This window comes from Kocuria sp. WN036 (assembly GCF_002287015.1).
Taxonomy (GTDB): Bacteria; Actinomycetota; Actinomycetes; order Actinomycetales; family Micrococcaceae; genus Kocuria; species Kocuria rosea.
Window position 1 is genome coordinate 111,582 of sequence record NZ_NSKF01000005.1, and the last position, 17,352, is coordinate 128,933.

15 protein-coding genes are annotated in these 17,352 nt (G+C 72.7%); 4 read left to right on the forward strand and 11 right to left on the reverse strand.

The window, feature by feature from the left end; all coding sequences use genetic code 11:
* Window positions 1–30 precede the first annotated feature (30 nt).
* From CK505_RS05345 to CK505_RS05385, 9 genes are all read right to left on the reverse strand, one after another.
* Entirely contained in the window at window positions 31–1,740 is a 1,710-nt protein-coding gene (locus CK505_RS05345) for a hypothetical protein (protein ID WP_141246786.1), read from the reverse strand.
* Window positions 1,741–1,823: 83 nt separating this feature from the next.
* Window positions 1,824–3,131 (reverse strand): thymidine phosphorylase, encoded by a 1,308-nt coding sequence (locus CK505_RS05350; RefSeq protein WP_095650473.1) that lies wholly within the window; start codon window positions 3,129–3,131, stop codon window positions 1,824–1,826.
* An 18-nt stretch (window positions 3,132–3,149) separates the two neighbouring features.
* Window positions 3,150–3,578 (reverse strand): cytidine deaminase, encoded by a 429-nt coding sequence (locus tag CK505_RS05355; RefSeq protein WP_017832191.1) that lies wholly within the window; start codon window positions 3,576–3,578, stop codon window positions 3,150–3,152.
* A 7-nt stretch (window positions 3,579–3,585) separates the two neighbouring features.
* A complete protein-coding gene (locus CK505_RS05360) occupies window positions 3,586–4,974 on the reverse strand; it encodes an ABC transporter permease (protein ID WP_095650474.1) in 1,389 nt (462 codons plus the stop codon).
* Window positions 4,971–6,251 carry an ABC transporter permease gene (locus tag CK505_RS05365; RefSeq protein ID WP_095650475.1) on the reverse strand — a complete coding sequence of 427 codons (1,281 nt, stop codon included), beginning with the start codon at window positions 6,249–6,251 and terminating at the stop codon, window positions 4,971–4,973. Before CK505_RS05365 ends, CK505_RS05360 begins: the two co-directional genes overlap by 4 nt.
* Window positions 6,248–7,894, reverse strand: a complete 1,647-nt coding sequence (locus CK505_RS05370; RefSeq protein WP_095650476.1) for an ABC transporter ATP-binding protein — start codon at window positions 7,892–7,894, stop codon at window positions 6,248–6,250. Before CK505_RS05370 ends, CK505_RS05365 begins: the two co-directional genes overlap by 4 nt.
* A 118-nt stretch (window positions 7,895–8,012) precedes the next feature.
* Entirely contained in the window at window positions 8,013–9,122 is a 1,110-nt protein-coding gene (locus CK505_RS05375) for a BMP family protein (protein ID WP_017832187.1), read from the reverse strand.
* Window positions 9,123–9,229: 107 nt separating this feature from the next.
* On the reverse strand, window positions 9,230–10,477 hold the full coding sequence (locus CK505_RS05380) for an amidohydrolase (RefSeq protein ID WP_017832186.1): 1,248 nt from the start codon (window positions 10,475–10,477) through the stop codon (window positions 9,230–9,232).
* A 39-nt stretch (window positions 10,478–10,516) separates the two neighbouring features.
* Window positions 10,517–11,644: a mannose-1-phosphate guanylyltransferase gene (locus CK505_RS05385; protein ID WP_017832185.1), complete on the reverse strand. Its 1,128-nt coding sequence runs from the start codon at window positions 11,642–11,644 to the stop codon at window positions 10,517–10,519.
* Between the two features lie 224 nt (window positions 11,645–11,868).
* Between CK505_RS05385 and sdhC the strand changes: the two genes are divergently transcribed.
* From sdhC to CK505_RS05405, 4 genes are all read left to right on the forward strand, one after another.
* Window positions 11,869–12,249, forward strand: coding sequence for a succinate dehydrogenase, cytochrome b556 subunit (sdhC, locus tag CK505_RS05390; RefSeq protein WP_017832184.1), 381 nt, complete (start codon window positions 11,869–11,871; stop codon window positions 12,247–12,249).
* Window positions 12,250–12,254: 5 nt separating this feature from the next.
* Entirely contained in the window at window positions 12,255–12,743 is a 489-nt protein-coding gene (locus CK505_RS05395; protein ID WP_017832183.1) for a succinate dehydrogenase hydrophobic membrane anchor subunit, read from the forward strand.
* A gap of 108 nt (window positions 12,744–12,851) precedes the next feature.
* A complete protein-coding gene (gene sdhA, locus CK505_RS05400) occupies window positions 12,852–14,603 on the forward strand; it encodes a succinate dehydrogenase flavoprotein subunit (protein WP_017832182.1) in 1,752 nt (583 codons plus the stop codon).
* The gene (locus CK505_RS05405) at window positions 14,603–15,574 is read left to right on the forward strand and encodes a succinate dehydrogenase iron-sulfur subunit (protein ID WP_017832181.1); all 972 of its coding nucleotides are present in this window, start codon (window positions 14,603–14,605) and stop codon (window positions 15,572–15,574) included. The genes sdhA and CK505_RS05405 overlap by 1 nt, the downstream gene beginning before the upstream one ends.
* A gap of 75 nt (window positions 15,575–15,649) precedes the next feature.
* Here the strand turns inward: CK505_RS05405 and CK505_RS05410 are convergent, their stop codons facing one another.
* Both CK505_RS05410 and CK505_RS05415 read right to left on the reverse strand, forming a co-directional pair.
* Window positions 15,650–16,756 carry a YihY/virulence factor BrkB family protein gene (locus tag CK505_RS05410; protein ID WP_017832180.1) on the reverse strand — a complete coding sequence of 369 codons (1,107 nt, stop codon included), beginning with the start codon at window positions 16,754–16,756 and terminating at the stop codon, window positions 15,650–15,652.
* Window positions 16,757–16,767: 11 nt separating this feature from the next.
* Window positions 16,768–17,331 (reverse strand): 2'-5' RNA ligase family protein, encoded by a 564-nt coding sequence (locus tag CK505_RS05415; protein ID WP_017832179.1) that lies wholly within the window; start codon window positions 17,329–17,331, stop codon window positions 16,768–16,770.
* Window positions 17,332–17,352 lie beyond the last annotated feature (21 nt).

Sequence of the window (17,352 nt, forward strand, 5' to 3'; positions counted from 1 at the left end):
CGGTCGGGACGGCCCCTGTCTCGGTCGGTCTCAGTAGTTCCAGTCCTGCAGGGCCTCGTTCATGTGCTGCGGGATGTGCGCCCCGGTGCGGGGGTACATGCGCAGCTCCTCGAGGTAGTTCTGCGCGGGCAGCCGGTCCTCGTAGCGCACGAAGGCCTCCTCGTCCGCGTAGTCGAAGGACACCTCCGGGGGGATGCCCGGCCGGAAGCGGAACATCATCGCCAGCGGGGCCCCGTTGCCCTCCACGTAGGACTCGTCCTTGAGCTCCTGCACGTGCAGCAGCTCCTCGGGGACGAGGTCGAAGGTGCGGCGCTGGTCCCAGAAGCCGTTCTTCCGCACGTGGGTCAGGGCGTCGTAGTAGGTGCCCAGGGCCCGCACCCGCACGAGCACGGTGGAGACGTCCATCGCCGTGCCGTCCTCGCCGAACAGGCGCCGCTGGGCGTCCGCGAGCCGGCGCAGGACGTCGACCTCCTTGAGCACGAGGTTGCCCTCGGCCAGCTTGTCCTGGGAGGGCCGGTCCTGGGCCCCCGCCGGGGCCCGGTAGGACGGGGAGACGTCGGTGGAGACCGCGGTCTCCGGGGCGGAGGAGTCGTGGTCGTCCCCGGCGGCGGTGCCGGCGGCGGCCGCGGCGGCCGTCGCGGCCGCCGCCCCGGTGGGCGCGGCCGGCTCGACGTCCTCGTGCCACTCCTCGTGGTCGACGTGGTCGGGGACCTCGTGCTGGGCGGCGCCGTGGTCGGGGACGTCGTGGGCGGTGGCCTCCCGGTCGGCGGTGCGGTGCTCGTCCTGCTCCCGGCCGGCCGCGGGGGCCTCCGTGGCGGGAGCGGCCCCGGGAACGGGCTCCGCCCCGGTGGTCGGCTCGGTGATCGGCTCGGCGGCCGGCTCAGCGCTCCGCGCGGAGACCGGGACGCCGGTCGGCTCGGAGACGGGGCCACGGGCGGCGCCGGCCGCGGAGGACCCGGCCCCACCGGCAGCGGCGGCCGCCGCGGCGGCGGGGACTCCCCCGGCCGAGTGCTGCGCGGCCGGGCCCGTCGGCTCCGATGCGGCGGGACGGCGCTCGTCGTCGGACCGCTCCCCGGTGGGGCGCTCACCGGCGGGCCGGTCCTCGGCGGAGCTCGTCTCCGCAGTGGACCGCGTGCCCGCGGCAGCGGCGCCCGGCGCGGGCCGCCCCGACCGCCAGGTGCGGACGTCCTCGCTGCCGTCGGCGAAGCCGTAGGTCGTCACCACGGGGCGGACCCCGTCCTGCTCCGGGCCCACCTCGATGCGGGCGTTCTGCCACGCGCCGCGGGGCGAGGACATGGCCTCGCTGTAGAGGTCGGCCACGGGGTCGAAGAGCGGTGAGTCCTGGTCCACGGTGCCGGACTCCACGGACGGGTCGGCGTCCCCCACGGACTGCTGGGTCTGGTGGGTCATGGTGTTGCCGCGCTGGACGAGCGTGAGCACGGCGCGGTCGGCCCCCCGGGACGTCAGCCGGTCCACGAGGAAGGGCAGCGGTCCGCGGTCCGGCAGCGGCCGGACCTCCTCCGGGCCGTGCTCCTCGTGACCGTGCCCGTCCGGACCCCGGGAACCGGTGCCCCGGTCGCCGTCCCGGCCCGTTTCCCGGGTCCAGGTGTCGGGGCCGGCGGTCGGACCGGCCGGCTGCTCGGGCCGTCCGGTCTCGTGGCGCGGTGTGCTGTCCTCGGTGTTCTTCCGGAAAATGCCTCGCAGACCCAACTGGACCCACCCTTCCGAGCGTGTGCGCACGCCCTCGGTTCTCGTTTCGCGCTGGTTCTCTCCGCAGTATAGGCGGGCCCGGCATCCGGCCCCGGCGCTTCAGCGGCCGGTGATCACCGCACGGTCTCCAGGACCACGGCGCGGTCCGGCCGGGACGCCGGCGCCTCCGGGGCGATCACGGCGGCGCCCTCGAGGGCCTCCCGGGCCCGTGCGAAGCGCTCGGGGGTGTCGGTGAGCAGGGTCAGCAGCGGCTGCCCGGCCCGGACGGCGTCCCCGGGCTTGGCGTGCAGCAGCACGCCGGCGCCGGCCTGGACGGGGTCCTCGCGCCGGGCGCGGCCCGCCCCGAGGCGCCAGGAGGCCACCCCCACCCGGTGGGCGTCGAGCTCGGCGAGCACGCCGTCGGCCTCGGCCACCACGGTCTCGGACTCCCGGGCCCGCGGCAGCGGGGCGTCGGGGTCGCCGCCCTGGGCGGCCACCATGGCCCGCCACACGTCCATGGCCCGGCCGTCCCGCAGCGCCTCCGCCGGGTCGGCGTCCGGGACCCCGGACGCGGCGAGCATCTCCGCGGCGAGCGCCACGGTGAGCTCCACGACGTCGGCCGGGCCGCCGCCGGCGAGCACCTCGACGGACTCCTGGACCTCCACGGCGTTGCCGACCGTCAGGCCGAGGGGCGTGGACATGTCGGTGAGCAGGGCGGTGGTCGTGACCCCGGCGCCGGTGCCGAGGTCGACCATCGTGCGGGCCAGCTCGCGGGCGGAGGCCAGGTCCTTCATGAACGCCCCGGAGCCCACCTTGACGTCGAGCACGAGGGACTGGGTGCCCTCGGCGATCTTCTTGGACATGATGGAGGACGCGATGAGCGGGATCGACTCGACCGTCCCGGTGACGTCCCGCAGCGCGTAGAGCTTCTTGTCCGCGGGCGCCAGGCCGGAGCCCGCGGCGCAGATCACCGCGCCCACGTCCCGCAGCTGGGCCAGCATCTCCTCGTTGGACAGGGCCGCCCGCCAGCCGGGGATGGACTCGAGCTTGTCCAGGGTGCCGCCGGTGTGGCCGAGGCCGCGCCCGGACAGCTGCGGGACGGCCACGCCGTACACGGCCACGAGCGGGGCCAGCGGCAGCGTGATCTTGTCCCCCACCCCGCCGGTCGAGTGCTTGTCCGCGGTGGCCGAGCGCGCCCCGGAGCGCACGAGCGCGGAGAAGTCCATCCGCTCGCCCGAGGCGATCATCGCCCGCGTCCAGGCCCCGATCTCGTCCCGGTCCATGCCCCGCAGGAAGATCGCCATGGCCAGGGCGCTCATCTGCTCCTCGGCCACGACACCGCGGGTGTAGGCGTCCAGGACCCACGCGATCTGCCCGGGCGAGAGGGCACCGCCGTCGCGCTTGGTCCGGATGACGTCCACGGCGTCGAACTGCTCGGTCATGTGGGGTCCTTTCGGGGACTAGAGGTTCTCGGGGCCGAAGGCGTCGGGCAGCACCTCGGCCATGGTGCGCACCCCGGAGACGGTGAGCAGCCGCAGGCCGGGCGCGCGGTGCTCGTGCAGCAGCTGCCGGCACCGTCCGCAGGGCATGAGGACGTCGCCGTTCCCGTCCACGCACACGAACGCGACGAGCCGCCCGCCGCCGGACATGTGCAGCGCGGACACCAGAGCGCACTCGGCGCACAGGGTCAGGCCGTAGGAGGCGTTCTCCACGTTGCACCCGGAGACCACCCGCCCGTCCTCGGTGAGGGCTGCCGCGCCCACGGGGAAGCGCGAGTACGGGACGTAGGCGTGCTCGCGGGCGGCCACGGCCGCCTCCCGCAGTCGGTCCCAGTCGATCCGGGGCCCGTCGTCGGTCGCCTCGCCGCCGGGGCGCAGGGGCTCGTTCACGGGGCGCTCACTCCTTGGTGTAGGGCTTGCCGATGGCCGCGGGACCGCGGGAGACCCCCACGAGCCCGGCCACGGCCAGGATCGTGACGACGTACGGGAGCATGGCCAGGAACTGGCTGGGCACGGGCGTGCCCAGGAAGGACAGGATCGACTGCAGGTTGGACGCGAAGCCGAACAGCAGGGACGCGAGCAGTGCCCCGACCGGGTTCCAGCGGCCGAAGATCAGGGCGGCCAGCGCGATGTAGCCGGCGCCGGAGGTCATGTCCCGGGTGAACGCGGAGACGGAGACCAGCGTGTAGAAGGCGCCGCCGAGACCGGCGACCATCCCGCCGAGCAGCACGTTGCGGAAGCGCAGGGCGTTGACCTTCACGCCCAGGGTGTCCGCGGCCTTGGGGTGCTCCCCCACGGACCGGGTGCGCAGCCCCCAGCGCGTCCGGTAGAGCGCGAACCACACGAGCGCCACCGCGGCGTACATCAGGTAGCCGATCACGGACTGGTCGAAGACGATCGGCCCGATCAGGGGGATCTCCGAGAGCACGGGCACGGCGAAGCGCGGCAGCCGCGGCGGGGAGTTGAACACGCCCGGGTCCGACTCCAGCACCGTGGCGAAGAGGAAGCCGGTCAGCCCGGACACGAGCACGTTGAGCACCACGCCCACGATCACCTGGTTGACCCGGTAGGTGATCGAGAAGACCGCCAGGACGAGCGAGACGAGCCCGGCCCCCAGCACGGCGGCGAGCAGCCCCACCCAGGCGCTGGCGGAGAGGGAGCCGGCCACGGCCGCGGAGAACGCGCCGAACAGCAGCTGGCCCTCGATCGCGATGTTGATCACGCCGGAGCGCTCGCACAGCAGGCCGCCCAGGGAGCCGAAGATCAGCGGGATGGCCAGGGCCACGGACCCGGCCAGCAGCCCGGACAGGGACACGTCCGGGCTGCGCGCGCTGCCCACGACCCACACGAGGAAGCCGCTGACGAAGAAGAAGCCGAACACGAGCACCGCCCACCGGGGCAGGTGCGCCCCGGCCCGGGCGCGCAGGACCGCGAGGACCGTCAGCCCGGCGAGCACGGCCACGGTGACCCAGCCCCACAGCACGCCGTGCACCACGAGGTCCGGCACGCGGAAGAGGTCGCCGGCCTCCGAGACGCGGAAGCTCACCGTGTTGTCCGGGGCGTTGAGCCCGAACAGCAGCAGGGCCACGAGGCTCAGGAGGCCGAGGACCACCGGGGTGCGCCAGCTGGTGACGCCCACGACCTCGTTGGCCGCGGTCGTGGACAGCTCCGCCTCGGCCGGCGGGGGCAGGGTCGTCGCGGCGGTGCCGCCGGACGGACCGCCGGCCGGGCCGCCGGAGTCCCAGGGCGCCTGCTCGGGGCGCGGTTCCGGATGCTGCGAGCTCATGCCCGGCCTCCCTCGGTGGCGGTCGCGGTGGCGGTGGCGGTGGCGGCCGTGGTGGTGGCGCTCCCGCCGCGGCGGGAGCGGACCCGGTCCTGCCCGGTCCGCACCAGCGGCGGCAGGGCGATGAACAGGACGATCAGGGACTGCACGACCAGGACGATGTCGATGTTCGTGCCGGTCATCGACTGCATGGTGACGCCGCCGGCGCGGAACCCGCCGTAGAGCAGGCCCGCGAAGAACGTGCCCCACGGCTTCGACCGGCCCAGCAGGGCCACCGTGATCGCGTCGAAGCCGAAGGACGCGGCGACGCCCGCGGTCAGCGCGCGCTCGGTGCCGGAGATCTGGGCCACGCCCGCGAGTCCCGCGAGGGCGCCCGCGAGGACCATGACGACGACGAAGCCGCGCGTGACCGAGATGCCGGCGGTCCGGGCCGCGCGCGGGTTGGCGCCCACGGCCCGCAGCTCGAAGCCGATCGTGGAGCGCTTGAGCAGCCAGGCGACGAACACCGTGGCGAGGACCGCGAGCACGAACCCCCAGTGCAGCCGGAACTGCTCGCCCAGCAGCTTGGGGAACATCGCGGTGTCCGCGACCTGGGGGCTGACGGGGTTCGAGGAGCCCGGGCGCAGGAACGCCGGGCGGGTGAGCAGCCAGGCGACGAGATTGAGCGCGATGTAGTTGAGCATGATCGTCAGGATCACCTCGTGGGCGCCGGTGCGGGCCTTGAGCACGCCCACGACCGCCCCCCACAGCGCGCCGCCGAGGGCCCCGGCGAGGATCACGGCGAGCAGGTGCACGCCCACCGGCAGCTGCCAGGAGAAGCCGACCCAGGCGGCCAGCGCCGCGCCGATCAGCAGCTGCCCCTGGGCGCCGATGTTGAACAGCCCGGCCTGGAAGGCCACGGCCACCCCGAGCCCCGCCAGGATCAGCGGCGTGGCCACGGTGAGGGTCTCCGCGAGCGGGTAGACCCGCTGCGCGAACGTGCTGCCGTTCGGGTTGTAGACGGCGCCGTAGAACATCGCCTCGTAGGCGGAGGACGCGGCGGCCCACATGGCCGCGACCGTGTCCCCGGGGCGGGCGAAGAGGTAGCTCGCGGCGTCGGCCACCCGGTCGTCGGTCATGGCGATGAGGAGCCCGCCCAGGAGCAGGGCGGCGACGATCGCGAGCACGGACTGCACCGCGGAGCCGGTCCAGTCCCGCCGGGGGCTCCCGGGGGCGACGGCCGTGGGCGGCGGCGCCTTCTGCTGGTCGGCGGCCGCGGGGGCCGCTCCGGTGGCACTCATGCCTGCTCCTTCGGGTGCTGCGCCGTGGCCTGCGGGGCGCCGGCCTGCGGGGCATCGGTCGGTGGGGCGCCGGTCTGCGGGGGGACGGCCGGCTGCGCCCCGGTCCGCCGCGCGCCGTCGGGCCGGACGCCGGCCGCGCCGAGCTCCTCGGCGGTGGCCCCTGCCATCATCTGGCCCAGGACGTCGCGCGGGGTGTCGGGGCCCACGATCCCCATGATCCGGCCGTGGAAGAACACGGCGATCCGGTCCGCGAGCGCGTACACCTCGTCGAGCTCGGTCGAGACGATGAGCACGGCCACGCCCTTGTCCCGCTCGGCGACGATCTGCTCGTGGATGAACTCGATGGACCCCACGTCCACCCCGCGGGTGGGCTGGGAGGCGAGGAAGAGCTCGAGGGGCCGGGAGAGCTCCCGGGCGATGACGACCTTCTGCTGGTTGCCGCCGGAGAGGGTCTGCACGGGGGCGTCCACGGAGGGGGTGCGGACGTCGAACTGCTCGACGGCGCGGCGGGCGTTGGCCTGGACCTCGCCCAGCCGCAGGGACGGGCCGCGGGAGAAGCGGTCGTCGCCGTAGAGGTCCAGCACGAGGTTCTCGGCGACGGTGAACGGGCCCACGAGCCCGTCCGTGGAGCGGTCCTCCGGGACGAAGCCCACGCCGGCGTCGAGGACCTGGCGCACGGACTTCCCGAGCAGCTCCGTGCCGCCCAGCCGGATCGAGCCGGTGGCCCGCTCCCGCAGGCCGAGGATCGCCTCGGCCAGCTCCGTCTGGCCGTTGCCCTGCACGCCGGCCACCGCGAGGATCTCCCCGCGGGCCACGTCGAACCCGACGTCGTCGAGCAGCTTCACGCCGTTGTCCGCGACCACGGTGAGCCCGGAGACCTCCAGGGCCCGCTCCCCCGGCTCGGCCTCGCCCTTGGCGACGGTCAGGGACACGTCCCGGCCCACCATGAGGGCCGCGAGCTCGGAGGTCGAGGCCTCCGGGGACGTCTGGCCCACCACCCGGCCCCGGCGGATCACCGTGATGACGTCGGAGATCGCCTTGACCTCCCGCAGCTTGTGGGAGATGAACAGGATCGACTTCCCGGACCCGCGCAGCTGGCGCATGATCTCGAGCAGCTCGTCGGTCTCCCGGGGCGTGAGCACCGCGGTGGGCTCGTCCAGGATGAGCACCTGCGCCTCCCGCACGAGGGCCTTGATGATCTCGACGCGCTGCTGCACGCCCACGGGCAGGTCCTCGACCACGGCGTCCGGGTCCACGTGGAAGCCGTAGCGCTGGGAGATCTCCCGGATCCGGCGGCGGGTGGTCTCGAGGTCGAGGGTGCCGCCGCGGGTGCTCTCCGCGCCGAGGGCCACGTTCTCCGCGACGGTGAACACCGGCACCAGCATGAAGTGCTGGTGCACCATGCCGATCCCGGCGGCCATGGCGTCCCCGGGGCCCCGGAAGGACACCTCGGCGCCGTCCACCAGGATGCGCCCCCCGCTCGGCCGGTACAGGCCGTAGAGGACGTTCATCAGGGTGGACTTGCCCGCCCCGTTCTCGCCGAGGAGGCAGTGGATCTGCCCGGGCTCCACGACGAGGTCGACGTCCTCGTTGGCCGCGAAGGAGCCGAACCGCTTGGTGATGGACTGCAGTTCCAGCTTCATGGTGGGGTGGTCCTCCTCCTGGGCCGTCCGCCGGCCCGGGGCGGGCACGCCACCGCCGCCAGCTGCGGCCGGGGCCCTCGCTGGCGGCGGTGGGTGCGGTGGTCGGTGTCGTCCGGGATCAGGCCTGCGGCGAGTTCTCGGACTCGACGGTGACCGTGCCGTCGATGATGTCCTGGCGCAGCTGCTCGACCTCGGCGGCGAGCTCCTCGCCCACGGCCTCCTCCTGGTCGTGGAACGGGGCGATGCCCACGCCGTCGTTCTCGAGGGTGCCGACGTAGGGCTCGTTGCTGAACTCGCCCTCGGCGGCCGACTCGACGACGTCCTGAACGGAGGTGCTCATCTGCTTGAGCACCGAGGTGAGCTGGTACTCCTGGCCCTGGTCGAGGGTCTCGTAGCCGTCGGCGTCGACCCACACGAAGCGGACCTCGTCGCCGCCCCCGCCGTTGGCCTCGACCACGGCGTCGAGGGTGCCGAGGGCGGCCTGCCCGGCCACGGGCAGCACGATGTCCGCGCCCTCGTTGATGAAGTTCTGCGTGGTGGTCTTCGCCGCGGAGGTGTCGGTGAAGCTGTTGACGAAGGTGCCGTCCTGGGAGTCCTTGTCCCAGCCCAGGAGCCGGACGTCCTCGCCCTTGGTCTCGTTGTAGTGGTCGATGCCGTCGGCGAAGCCGTCCATGAACACCGTCACGGTGGGGATGTCCATGCCGCCGTAGGTCGCCACGGTCCCGCTCTGGGTGCTGCCCGCCGCCACGTAGCCGGCGAGGAACGCGGCCTCGGCCGTGTTGTAGACGAGCGGCTTGACGTTGTCGAGCTCGATCGAGGCGTCGTCGACGATCGCGAAGTTGGACTCGGGGTTGGCCTCGGCCACGGCCCGGGTGGCGTCGGCGAGGAGGAAGCCCACGGACAGCGTGAGGTCGCACCCGGACTGCACCATGGACGTCAGGTTGGGCTCGAAGTCGGTCTCGGCCTGGGACTCGGCCTGGTTGACCTCGATGCCCATGGACTCCTCGACGGCCTGCAGGCCCTCGTAGGAGTTCTGGTTGAAGGAGCGGTCCTGGAACCCGCCGGAGTCGGAGACGATGCAGCCGGTGAAGTCGGTGGCCTGCTCCTGCGCCTCGCCGCCCTCCTCGGGGGCCGCGCCGCAGCCGGCGAGCACGAGGGCGGAGGCGCCGAGCAGCGCGGCGGCGGAGAGCGGGCGGGTTCCTCGGGACGTCCGGGGCGGGAAGGTCATGGTTCCTCCAGGAGACGGGCGCGGCCGGGCGGTGATCCCGGTCACGCGGCAAGCGCGACGTGGTGCCACTCTACCCACGGGTAGTGGCGGGGCGCCGGAGGCCCGCGTTAATTCGTGGTGACGTCCGGCCGTGTCTGCCGGGAGTGCAGCCGGATGGCGCGCAGGGCCGTGTTGGTCATGACCTGGATGCCGCAGCCGATCGCGGCCTCGTCCGCCACGTAGTCCGACTGGTGCAGGTCGTAGGTGTGCCCGCCCCGCGTGCGCGTGCCCAGCCGCATCATCGCCCCGGGCACCTCCTGGAGGAACCACGCGAAGTCCTCCCCGCCCATCGACTGGTGCACCAGCACCACCGCGTCCTCGCCGAGCTCGGCGCGGGCGGCGTTCTCGATGAGGGTGGTCTCCACCTCCCCGTTGACCACGGGAGGGACGCCGCGGATGTGCTCCAGCTCCACGTCCACCCCGTAGGGCGCGGCCACCTGGTGCACGACCTCGTCGAGCAGCGTGCCCGCCCGGTGCCAGGCGTCGGCGTCGAGGCAGCGCATCGTCCCGGACATGAACCCGGTGGCGGGGATGGCGTTGGGCGCCACGCCGGCGTGCATCTGGCCCCACACCACGGCCACGCCGGAGCGCACGTCGATCCGCCGGGAGAGCACGGCCGGGACGTTGACGGCGATCTGGGCCATCGCGTAGACGAGGTCCTGCGTGAGGTGGGGGCGGGAGGTGTGCCCGCCGCGGCCGGTGAACTCGATGCGCACGGTGTCGGAGGCGGACGTGATCGCGCCGATCCGGGTGCCGACCTGGCCGACGTCGACCTTGGGCTCGCAGTGCAGGGCGAACATCCGGGGCACGCCCTCGAGGACGCCCTGGCGCAGCACGGTGAGGGCGCCGCCGGGCAGCTGCTCCTCGGCGGGCTGGAAGACGATCCGCACGGTCCCGGCGATGTGTGCGGTCCGGTGCAGGTCCGCGAGCACCTTGGCCACGCCCACCATCACCGTGGCGTGGATGTCGTGCCCGCAGGAGTGCGCCACGCCGTCGTTGACGGAGGAGTACTCGAGGCCAGTGCCCTCCTGGATCGGCAGCGCGTCGATGTCCGCCCGCAGGCCCACGCCGATCGGGCCGTGCCCGATGTCCACGTAGCACCCGGTGTCCGAGAGCCGCACCGGGGACAGGCCCATGTTCTCCAGGGCGCCCACGATCCGGTCCGTGGTGCGGAACTCCTGGTAGGACAGCTCCGGGTGGCGGTGCAGGTCCCGCCGGAAGGCGATCAGGTCGGGCAGGTAGCGCTTGAGCAGGGGGCCGATGGCGGGCGGGAGGCCGGCCTCCAGGGCCGCGGCGGAGGATGGCGCGTCAGGCATCTGTCCAGACTACTCCCGGGCGCGCACCGCTCCCGACGCTCACAGGACGTCCGTGTTGCCGCTCTGCTTGAGGGACGCCACCGCGTCCTTGACGCGCTGGGCGTGCTCCCGGGTGGTCACCAGCAGCGCGTCGTGGGTGTCGACGACGACGATGTCCTCGACCCCGATCAGCGCGATCAGCCGGCCCGTGTCCGAGACGACGATACCGCTGGAGCTGTCGGAGAGCACCCGGCTGTTGTCGCCGAGGACCGTGACGTCGGGGTCGGTCTCGGGGTCGACGTGGTTGAGCCGCCGGATCGCGGCGAAGTCCCCGACGTCGTCCCAGGTGAAGCTCGCCGGGACCATGGCCACGTCCCCGGCGGCCGCCGCGGGCTCGGCCACGGCGTAGTCGATCGCGATCTTGGGCAGCCCGGGCCACACCCGGTCCACCACCTCGTCCTGGGCGGGCGTGCCCCAGGCGTCGGCGATCTCGGTGAGCCCCGCGTGCAGCTCCGGCTGGCTCGCGGCGAGGTGGCGCAGCATCAGGGACGCGGGCGCCACGAACATCCCGGCGTTCCACGTGTAGTTGCCGCTCGCCACGTAGTGCCGGGCGGTGTCCTCGTCGGGCTTCTCGACGAACTCCTCGACCTGCAGGGCGTGGGGCGCGTCCGGCAGCCCGAGCTGGGCGCCGGCCCGGATGTAGCCGAAGCCGGTGGCCGGGGAGCTCGGCGGGATCCCGATCGTCACGATCCGCCCCGAGGCCGCCGCGGCCACGGCCTCCCGGACCACGTCCTGGAAGGCGCCGGCGGGCTCGATCACGTGGTCGGCCGCGAAGGACCCGATGATCGCCTCGGGGTCGCGGCGCTGGACGAGCATGCAGGCCAGGCCGATGGCCGCCGCCGAGTCCTTCGGGGACGGCTCGAGCACGAGGTCGCCGGTGGAGAGCTCCGGGAGCTGGCGGCAGACCGCGGCCGCGTGCGTGCGCCCGGTCACGACCATGACCGGGCCGTCGCCCAGGCCCGCGAGCCGGTCGTACGTGGCGCGGAGCAGGGAGGAGCCGGAGCCGGTGAGGTCGAGCAGGAACTTGGGGGCGTCGGCCCGGGAGAGGGGCCACAGCCGGGAGCCCACCCCTCCGGCAGGGATGAAGGGGTGGAAGTGCGCGAGTGGGGAGGTCACGGAGAACACCATACGACGTCGCCCGGGAGCCCGCGGAAAACGACGTGCGCGCGCGGCGGAACCCGTGCGCCCGTGCGGGACAGCCTGTCAGTAAACACCGGTCGTGCTGGTATCGTGGGAGGGAACTCGCGCATCATCCGACACAGAGCCGGAGGGCTCCGCTCACGTCGTGCGCAGTGCGAATTCCCGAACATTTCTAGAGCGCACGACGGCGAGCGACTCAGGGAGGTTTTTCAGTGGCGAAGACATCCAAGGGCACCCTGTACCGCGGCCAGGCTCATGGCCAGTGGTCCTGGGTGGCCCATCGCATCACCGGCGTGGCCATCTTCTTCTTTCTCTTGGTCCACGTCCTGGACACGGCGCTCGTGCGGGTCTCCCCCGAGGCCTACAACGCGGTCATGGCGACCTACAAGAACCCGGTCATGGGCCTGGGCGAGGCCGGCCTCGTGGCGGCCATCGTCTACCACGCCTTCAACGGCCTGCGCATCATCATGGTCGACTTCTGGTCCAGCGGCACCAAGTACCAGAAGCAGATGCTCTGGGGCGTCCTGGCCCTGTGGGTCGTCGTCATGATCCCCTTCCTCATCCGTCACCTGTCCCACGTCTTCGGGGGTTAATCACTATGAGCACTCCGCTCAAGGCAAGCATCTCGGTCCCCCGGAGCAAGGACCTCGAGGTCAACGGCATCAAGTACAACCGCTCCTCGTCCCGCCGCAACAACTTCGAGATGTTCGCGTGGCTGTTCATGCGCCTGTCCGGCGTGATCCTGCTGGTGCTCGTCTTCGTCCACCTCTGGGTCAACCTCGTGGGCCCGGAGGGCGGCGTGAACGCCGTCGACTTCGCGTTCGTGGCCGGCAAGTGGGCCAGCCCGTTCTGGCAGGTCTTCGACATGCTCCTGCTGTGGCTGGCGATGCTGCACGGCACGAACGGGCTGCGCGTGATCATCGACGACTACGCGGAGAAGGACCGGACCCGGTTCTGGCTGAAGGTCTTCCTCTTCACCACGTCCGCCTTCGTGATCCTGCTCGGCACCCTCGTCATCTTTACCTTCGAGCCCTGCCCGGCCGGCGCGGACCCCGCGCTGCTCGCGAGCTTCTGCACCGCGGGCTGATCCCTGCCGGAGACGGCCCGCCCCGCGGCGGGCCGTCTCCGCCGTCCGGTCACAGGCGACCGGGCCCCAGCACATCCGACGGAACACCCAACAGAAAGAACAACCGGTATGCAGGTTCACAAGTACGACGTGGTCATCATCGGCGCCGGTGGTGCCGGTATGCGCGCCGCCATCGAGGCCGGTCAGCGCTCCCGCACTGCCGTACTGACCAAGCTGTACCCCACGCGGTCCCACACCGGCGCGGCGCAGGGCGGCATGTGCGCGGCCCTCGCCAACGTCGAGGAGGACAACTGGGAGTGGCACACGTTCGACACCATCAAGGGCGGTGACTACCTGGTCGACCAGGACGCCGCCGAGGTGATGGCCAAGGAGGCCATCGACGCCGTCCTCGACCTCGAGAAGATGGGCCTGCCGTTCAACCGCACCCCCGAGGGCAAGATCGACCAGCGACGCTTCGGCGGCCACACCCGCGACCACGGCAAGGCCCCCGTGCGCCGCGCCTGCTACGCCGCGGACCGCACCGGCCACATGATCCTCCAGACGCTGTACCAGAACTGCATCAAGCACAACGTGGAGTTCTTCAACGAGTACTACGTCCTGGACCTGATCATGACCGAGGTCGACGGCCAGCGCCGCGTCGCCGGCGTCGTCTCCTACGACCTCGCCTCCGGGGAGCTGCACGTCTTCCAGGCCAAGTCCGTGGTCTTCGCCTCCGGCGGGGCGGGCAAGGTCTACAAGACGACCTCCAACGCCCACACGCTCACCGGCGACGGCATGGCCATCGCGTTCCGCAACGGCCTGCCCCTCGAGGACATGGAGTTCATCCAGTTCCACCCCACCGGCCTGGCCGGGCTGGGCATCCTCGTCTCCGAGGCCGCCCGCGGCGAGGGCGGGATCCTGCGCAACGCCGACGGCGAGCGGTTCATGGAGCGCTACGCCCCGACCATCAAGGACCTCGCCCCCCGCGACATCGTGGCCCGCTCCATGGCCAACGAGGTGCGCGAGGGCCGCGGCGCCGGGCCGAACAAGGACTACGTCCTGCTCGACCTCACCCACCTGGAGCCGGCGCACATCGACGCCAAGCTGCCCGACATCACGGAGTTCGCCCGCACGTACCTGGGCGTGGAGCCCTACACCGAGCCCGTCCCGGTGTTCCCGACCTGCCACTACGCCATGGGCGGCATCCCGACCAACATCAAGGCCGAGGTGCTCCAGGACAACGAGAACGTGGTCCCGGGCCTGTACGCCGCCGGCGAGGTCGCCTGCGTGTCCGTGCACGGCTCCAACCGCCTGGGCACCAACTCGCTGCTGGACATCAACGTGTTCGGCAAGCGCGCCGGCATCTACGCCGCCGAGTACGCGCAGCGGGCCGAGTTCGTGCCCGTGCCGGACACCGCCCTGGACAGCACCGTGGCGCTGCTCGACAACGCCCGCAACGGCACCGGCACCGAGAAGGTCGCCGCGATCCGCAAGGACCTGCAGGACACCATGGACCTCAACGTCCAGGTGTTCCGCACCGCCGACACCCTGCAGACGGCGCTGGACGACATCGCCGCCCTCGAGGCCCGGTACGCGAACATCTCCATCCAGGACAAGGGCAAGCGCTTCAACCTGGACCTGCTGGAGGCCGTGGAGCTCGGCTTCCTCCTGCAGCTCGCGAAGGTCATGACCGTGGCCGCCCTGCACCGCACCGAGTCCCGCGGCGGGCACTTCCGGGAGGACTTCCCGGAGCGCGACGACGCCAACTTCATGAAGCACTCGATGGTCTACCTCGACCCCTCCTCCCCCACCGCGGGGATCCGGCAGGAGACGAAGCCCGTCATCTTCACCCGCTACGAGCCCATGGAGCGTAAGTACTGATGTCTACCGCACACACTCCCGACCGGCCCGAGGACGGCCGCGACGACGACCCCCAGGACCGCGCCCCCGAGCACGGCCACGCCCCGGGCCACGCCCAGGACGACCGCGCCGGCTACAAGACCGACGCGGACGCCGGGTCGGTCGACGAGCGCGACGAGGCCGCGGCCCCGGCCGTGGACCCCGCCGCCGAGAACGCCGAGGGCGGGGAGCCCGCCGCGCGCGTGGACCTGCCCGAGGAGCAGCAGGGCAGCGACGAGATCCCGACCTTCGACCTCACCCTGCAGATCCGCCGCTACAACCCGGAGGTCTCCGACGAGGTCCGCTGGGACGAGTACAAGCTGACCATGTACGGCACCGACCGCGTGCTGGACGCCCTGCACAAGGTGAAGTGGGAGATCGACGGCTCGCTGTCCTTCCGCCGCTCCTGCGCGCACGGCGTGTGCGGCTCGGACGCCATGCGCATCAACGGCCAGAACCGCCTCGCCTGCAAGGTGCTGCTCAAGGACCTCGACCTGTCCAAGCCCGTCACGGTGGAGCCCATCAAGGGCCTGCCGTGCGAGAAGGACCTGATCGTGGACATGGAGCCGTTCTTCCAGTCCTACCGCGAGATCATGCCGTTCCTCGTGGCCGGCGGCAACGAGCCGACCATGGAGCGCTACCAGTCCCAGGAGGACCGGGCGCGCTTCGACGACACCACCAAGTGCATCCTGTGCGCCGCGTGCACGTCGTCCTGCCCCGTGTTCTGGACCGACGGCCAGTACTTCGGTCCGGCGGCGATCGTCAACGCGCACCGGTTCATCTTCGACTCCCGCGACGACGCGGGGGACCTGCGCCTGGAGATCCTCAACGACAAGGAGGGCGTGTGGCGCTGCCGCACGACCTTCAACTGCACCGAGGCGTGCCCGCGCGGCATCCAGGTCACGAAGGCCATCGCCGAGGTCAAGAACGCCATCCTGAGCCGCTCCATGTGAGCGTGCCCCAGGCCGCCGCGGCCCGTCCCCTGCACGGCAGGGGGCGGGCCGCCGTCGTCCGTGCGCGGCGGCGGCTCAGCGGCGCCCGGTCAGGGTGGCCATGGGCACCACGGTGATCGCCACGTTCTCGCCGTCGGGGTGCACCCGCCCGCCGCGCTGGTCCGCGTGCACGATCGCCCCGATCGCGGCCGAGAACAGCAGGATCTGGTTGAACAGGTAGAACCACAGGAGCACGCCCACCACGAGGGCGACCGAGAGCAGGTACGGGTTGGTGGTCGCCCCGGCGACCACCGTGCCCCCGATGTAGCGCAGCGCGAAGCTGCCGGCCGCCGCGGCGAGCACGGTGACGGTCAGGGCGCGGCGGGTGATCCGCAGCCCGGCCACGCCCCGCACGAGCTCGAGGGCGAACAGGGCGTCCAGCACGACGACGAGCAGGGTGCTCAGCGCCCAGGTCAGCCCGGTGCGCAGCCAGTCGGGGCCGCTGCCCCAGCCGAGCTCGCCGGCGGTGTCCAGCAGGAAGCCCAGGAGGCCCGAGGCCGCGCCGTTGGCCACGACCGAGAGGGCGAGCAGCACGCCCAGCAGCAGCAGCCCCAGCAGGTCCCGCGGCACGGCCGCGATGGGCAGGCCCTGCGCGGGGGGCACCTCGAAGAGCCGGCGGAACGCGAGCCGCACCCCGGAGACCCAGCGCCAGCCGGAGAAGAACAGGACCGCGGCGCCGATCACCGTGGCCAGGGTGAAGGGCCGGGTGTCCTCGAGCAGCTCGAGGGGGACCACTCCCCCGTCCCCGGTGTCCAGCAGGCCGGGGACGCGCTCGGTCACGGCCTCCACCACGGCGTCGCGCACCAGGGGGTCGTTGCCGAGGAACACGCCGATCACGGAGAAGCCCATCACCAGCAGGGCGGTGGACGCGAAGATCAGCACGAAGGACAGGCCCGCCGCCATGAGGGGCCCGCCGTGGAAGAGGTAGTGCAGGACCACGCGGACCGGCATCCGCCGGTAGGTCTCGGCGAGCGCCACGGCGAGCACCGAGCCGGCCAGCCCGAGGGCGCCGGCGCCGGCGGCCCGCTTCTCGCGCAGCAGCGCCCGCTGGCGCAGGGCCTCGCGCCGCATGCCGTGGCGGTCGATCGCGCGCGGCGGCAGCTCGGGGGCGGGGCCGGTGCGGGGGCCGGCGCGGGTGCTCATGGCCGGGCGGCTCAGCGCCGGTCGCGGTCGCGCCCCGTGAAGGGGAACTCCTCGCGGATCCGCCAGACGCCCCGGCCGTCGAGCTCGTAGAGACCGATCCGGTCCACGAGGAACCCGGCGCGGTAGGTCCGCAGCATCTCCTGGGCGCGGTCGAGGTCCTCCTCCTCCACGGCCTGGGCGATCGTGACGTGGGGGTGGAACTCGAAGGGGGACGCCGAGACGAGCTGCTCCTCGTGCAGGGCGTCGTGCAGCGCGCGGCACTGCTCCTCGCCCTCCTGGATGCGCAGGTAGACCACCGGGCTCACGGGGCGGAACGTGCCGGTGCCGTTGATCTCCACCCGGAACGGCTCCCACTCGCGGGCCACGGCCCCGACCCGCTGCACGACGTCCGCCCAGCGCTCCGCCTGCGGGGCGATCATCAGCGTGATGTGCGCCGGCACGGCGTAGGAGGCGGGGTCCCCGAAGGACGCGCGCCAGTCCTGGAGCTCCCGGCCCACGGGCTCGGGCAGCTCGATCACCACGCCCGCGTACACCTGGCCGGGGCGGATGGTGGGGGACTGCTGCGTTCGGGTCAACTCAACTCCTCACAGGACGGG

What these genes read in the sequence shown, in the direction of transcription:
- CK505_RS05410 (WP_017832180.1), bottom strand. Translation starts at nt 16,756, where the DNA reads ATGAGCACCCGCGCCGGCCCCCGCACCGGCCCCGCCCCCGAGCTGCCG.
- CK505_RS05405 (WP_017832181.1), top strand. Translation starts at nt 14,603, where the DNA reads ATGTCTACCGCACACACTCCCGACCGGCCCGAGGACGGCCGCGACGAC.
- sdhA (WP_017832182.1), top strand. Translation starts at nt 12,852, where the DNA reads ATGCAGGTTCACAAGTACGACGTGGTCATCATCGGCGCCGGTGGTGCC.
- CK505_RS05350 (WP_095650473.1), bottom strand. Translation starts at nt 3,131, where the DNA reads ATGACCGAGCAGTTCGACGCCGTGGACGTCATCCGGACCAAGCGCGAC.
- CK505_RS05385 (WP_017832185.1), bottom strand. Translation starts at nt 11,644, where the DNA reads ATGGTGTTCTCCGTGACCTCCCCACTCGCGCACTTCCACCCCTTCATC.
- CK505_RS05380 (WP_017832186.1), bottom strand. Translation starts at nt 10,477, where the DNA reads ATGCCTGACGCGCCATCCTCCGCCGCGGCCCTGGAGGCCGGCCTCCCG.
- CK505_RS05360 (WP_095650474.1), bottom strand. Translation starts at nt 4,974, where the DNA reads ATGAGCTCGCAGCATCCGGAACCGCGCCCCGAGCAGGCGCCCTGGGAC.
- CK505_RS05370 (WP_095650476.1), bottom strand. Translation starts at nt 7,894, where the DNA reads ATGAAGCTGGAACTGCAGTCCATCACCAAGCGGTTCGGCTCCTTCGCG.
- CK505_RS05375 (WP_017832187.1), bottom strand. Translation starts at nt 9,122, where the DNA reads ATGACCTTCCCGCCCCGGACGTCCCGAGGAACCCGCCCGCTCTCCGCC.
- CK505_RS05395 (WP_017832183.1), top strand. Translation starts at nt 12,255, where the DNA reads ATGAGCACTCCGCTCAAGGCAAGCATCTCGGTCCCCCGGAGCAAGGAC.
- CK505_RS05365 (WP_095650475.1), bottom strand. Translation starts at nt 6,251, where the DNA reads ATGAGTGCCACCGGAGCGGCCCCCGCGGCCGCCGACCAGCAGAAGGCG.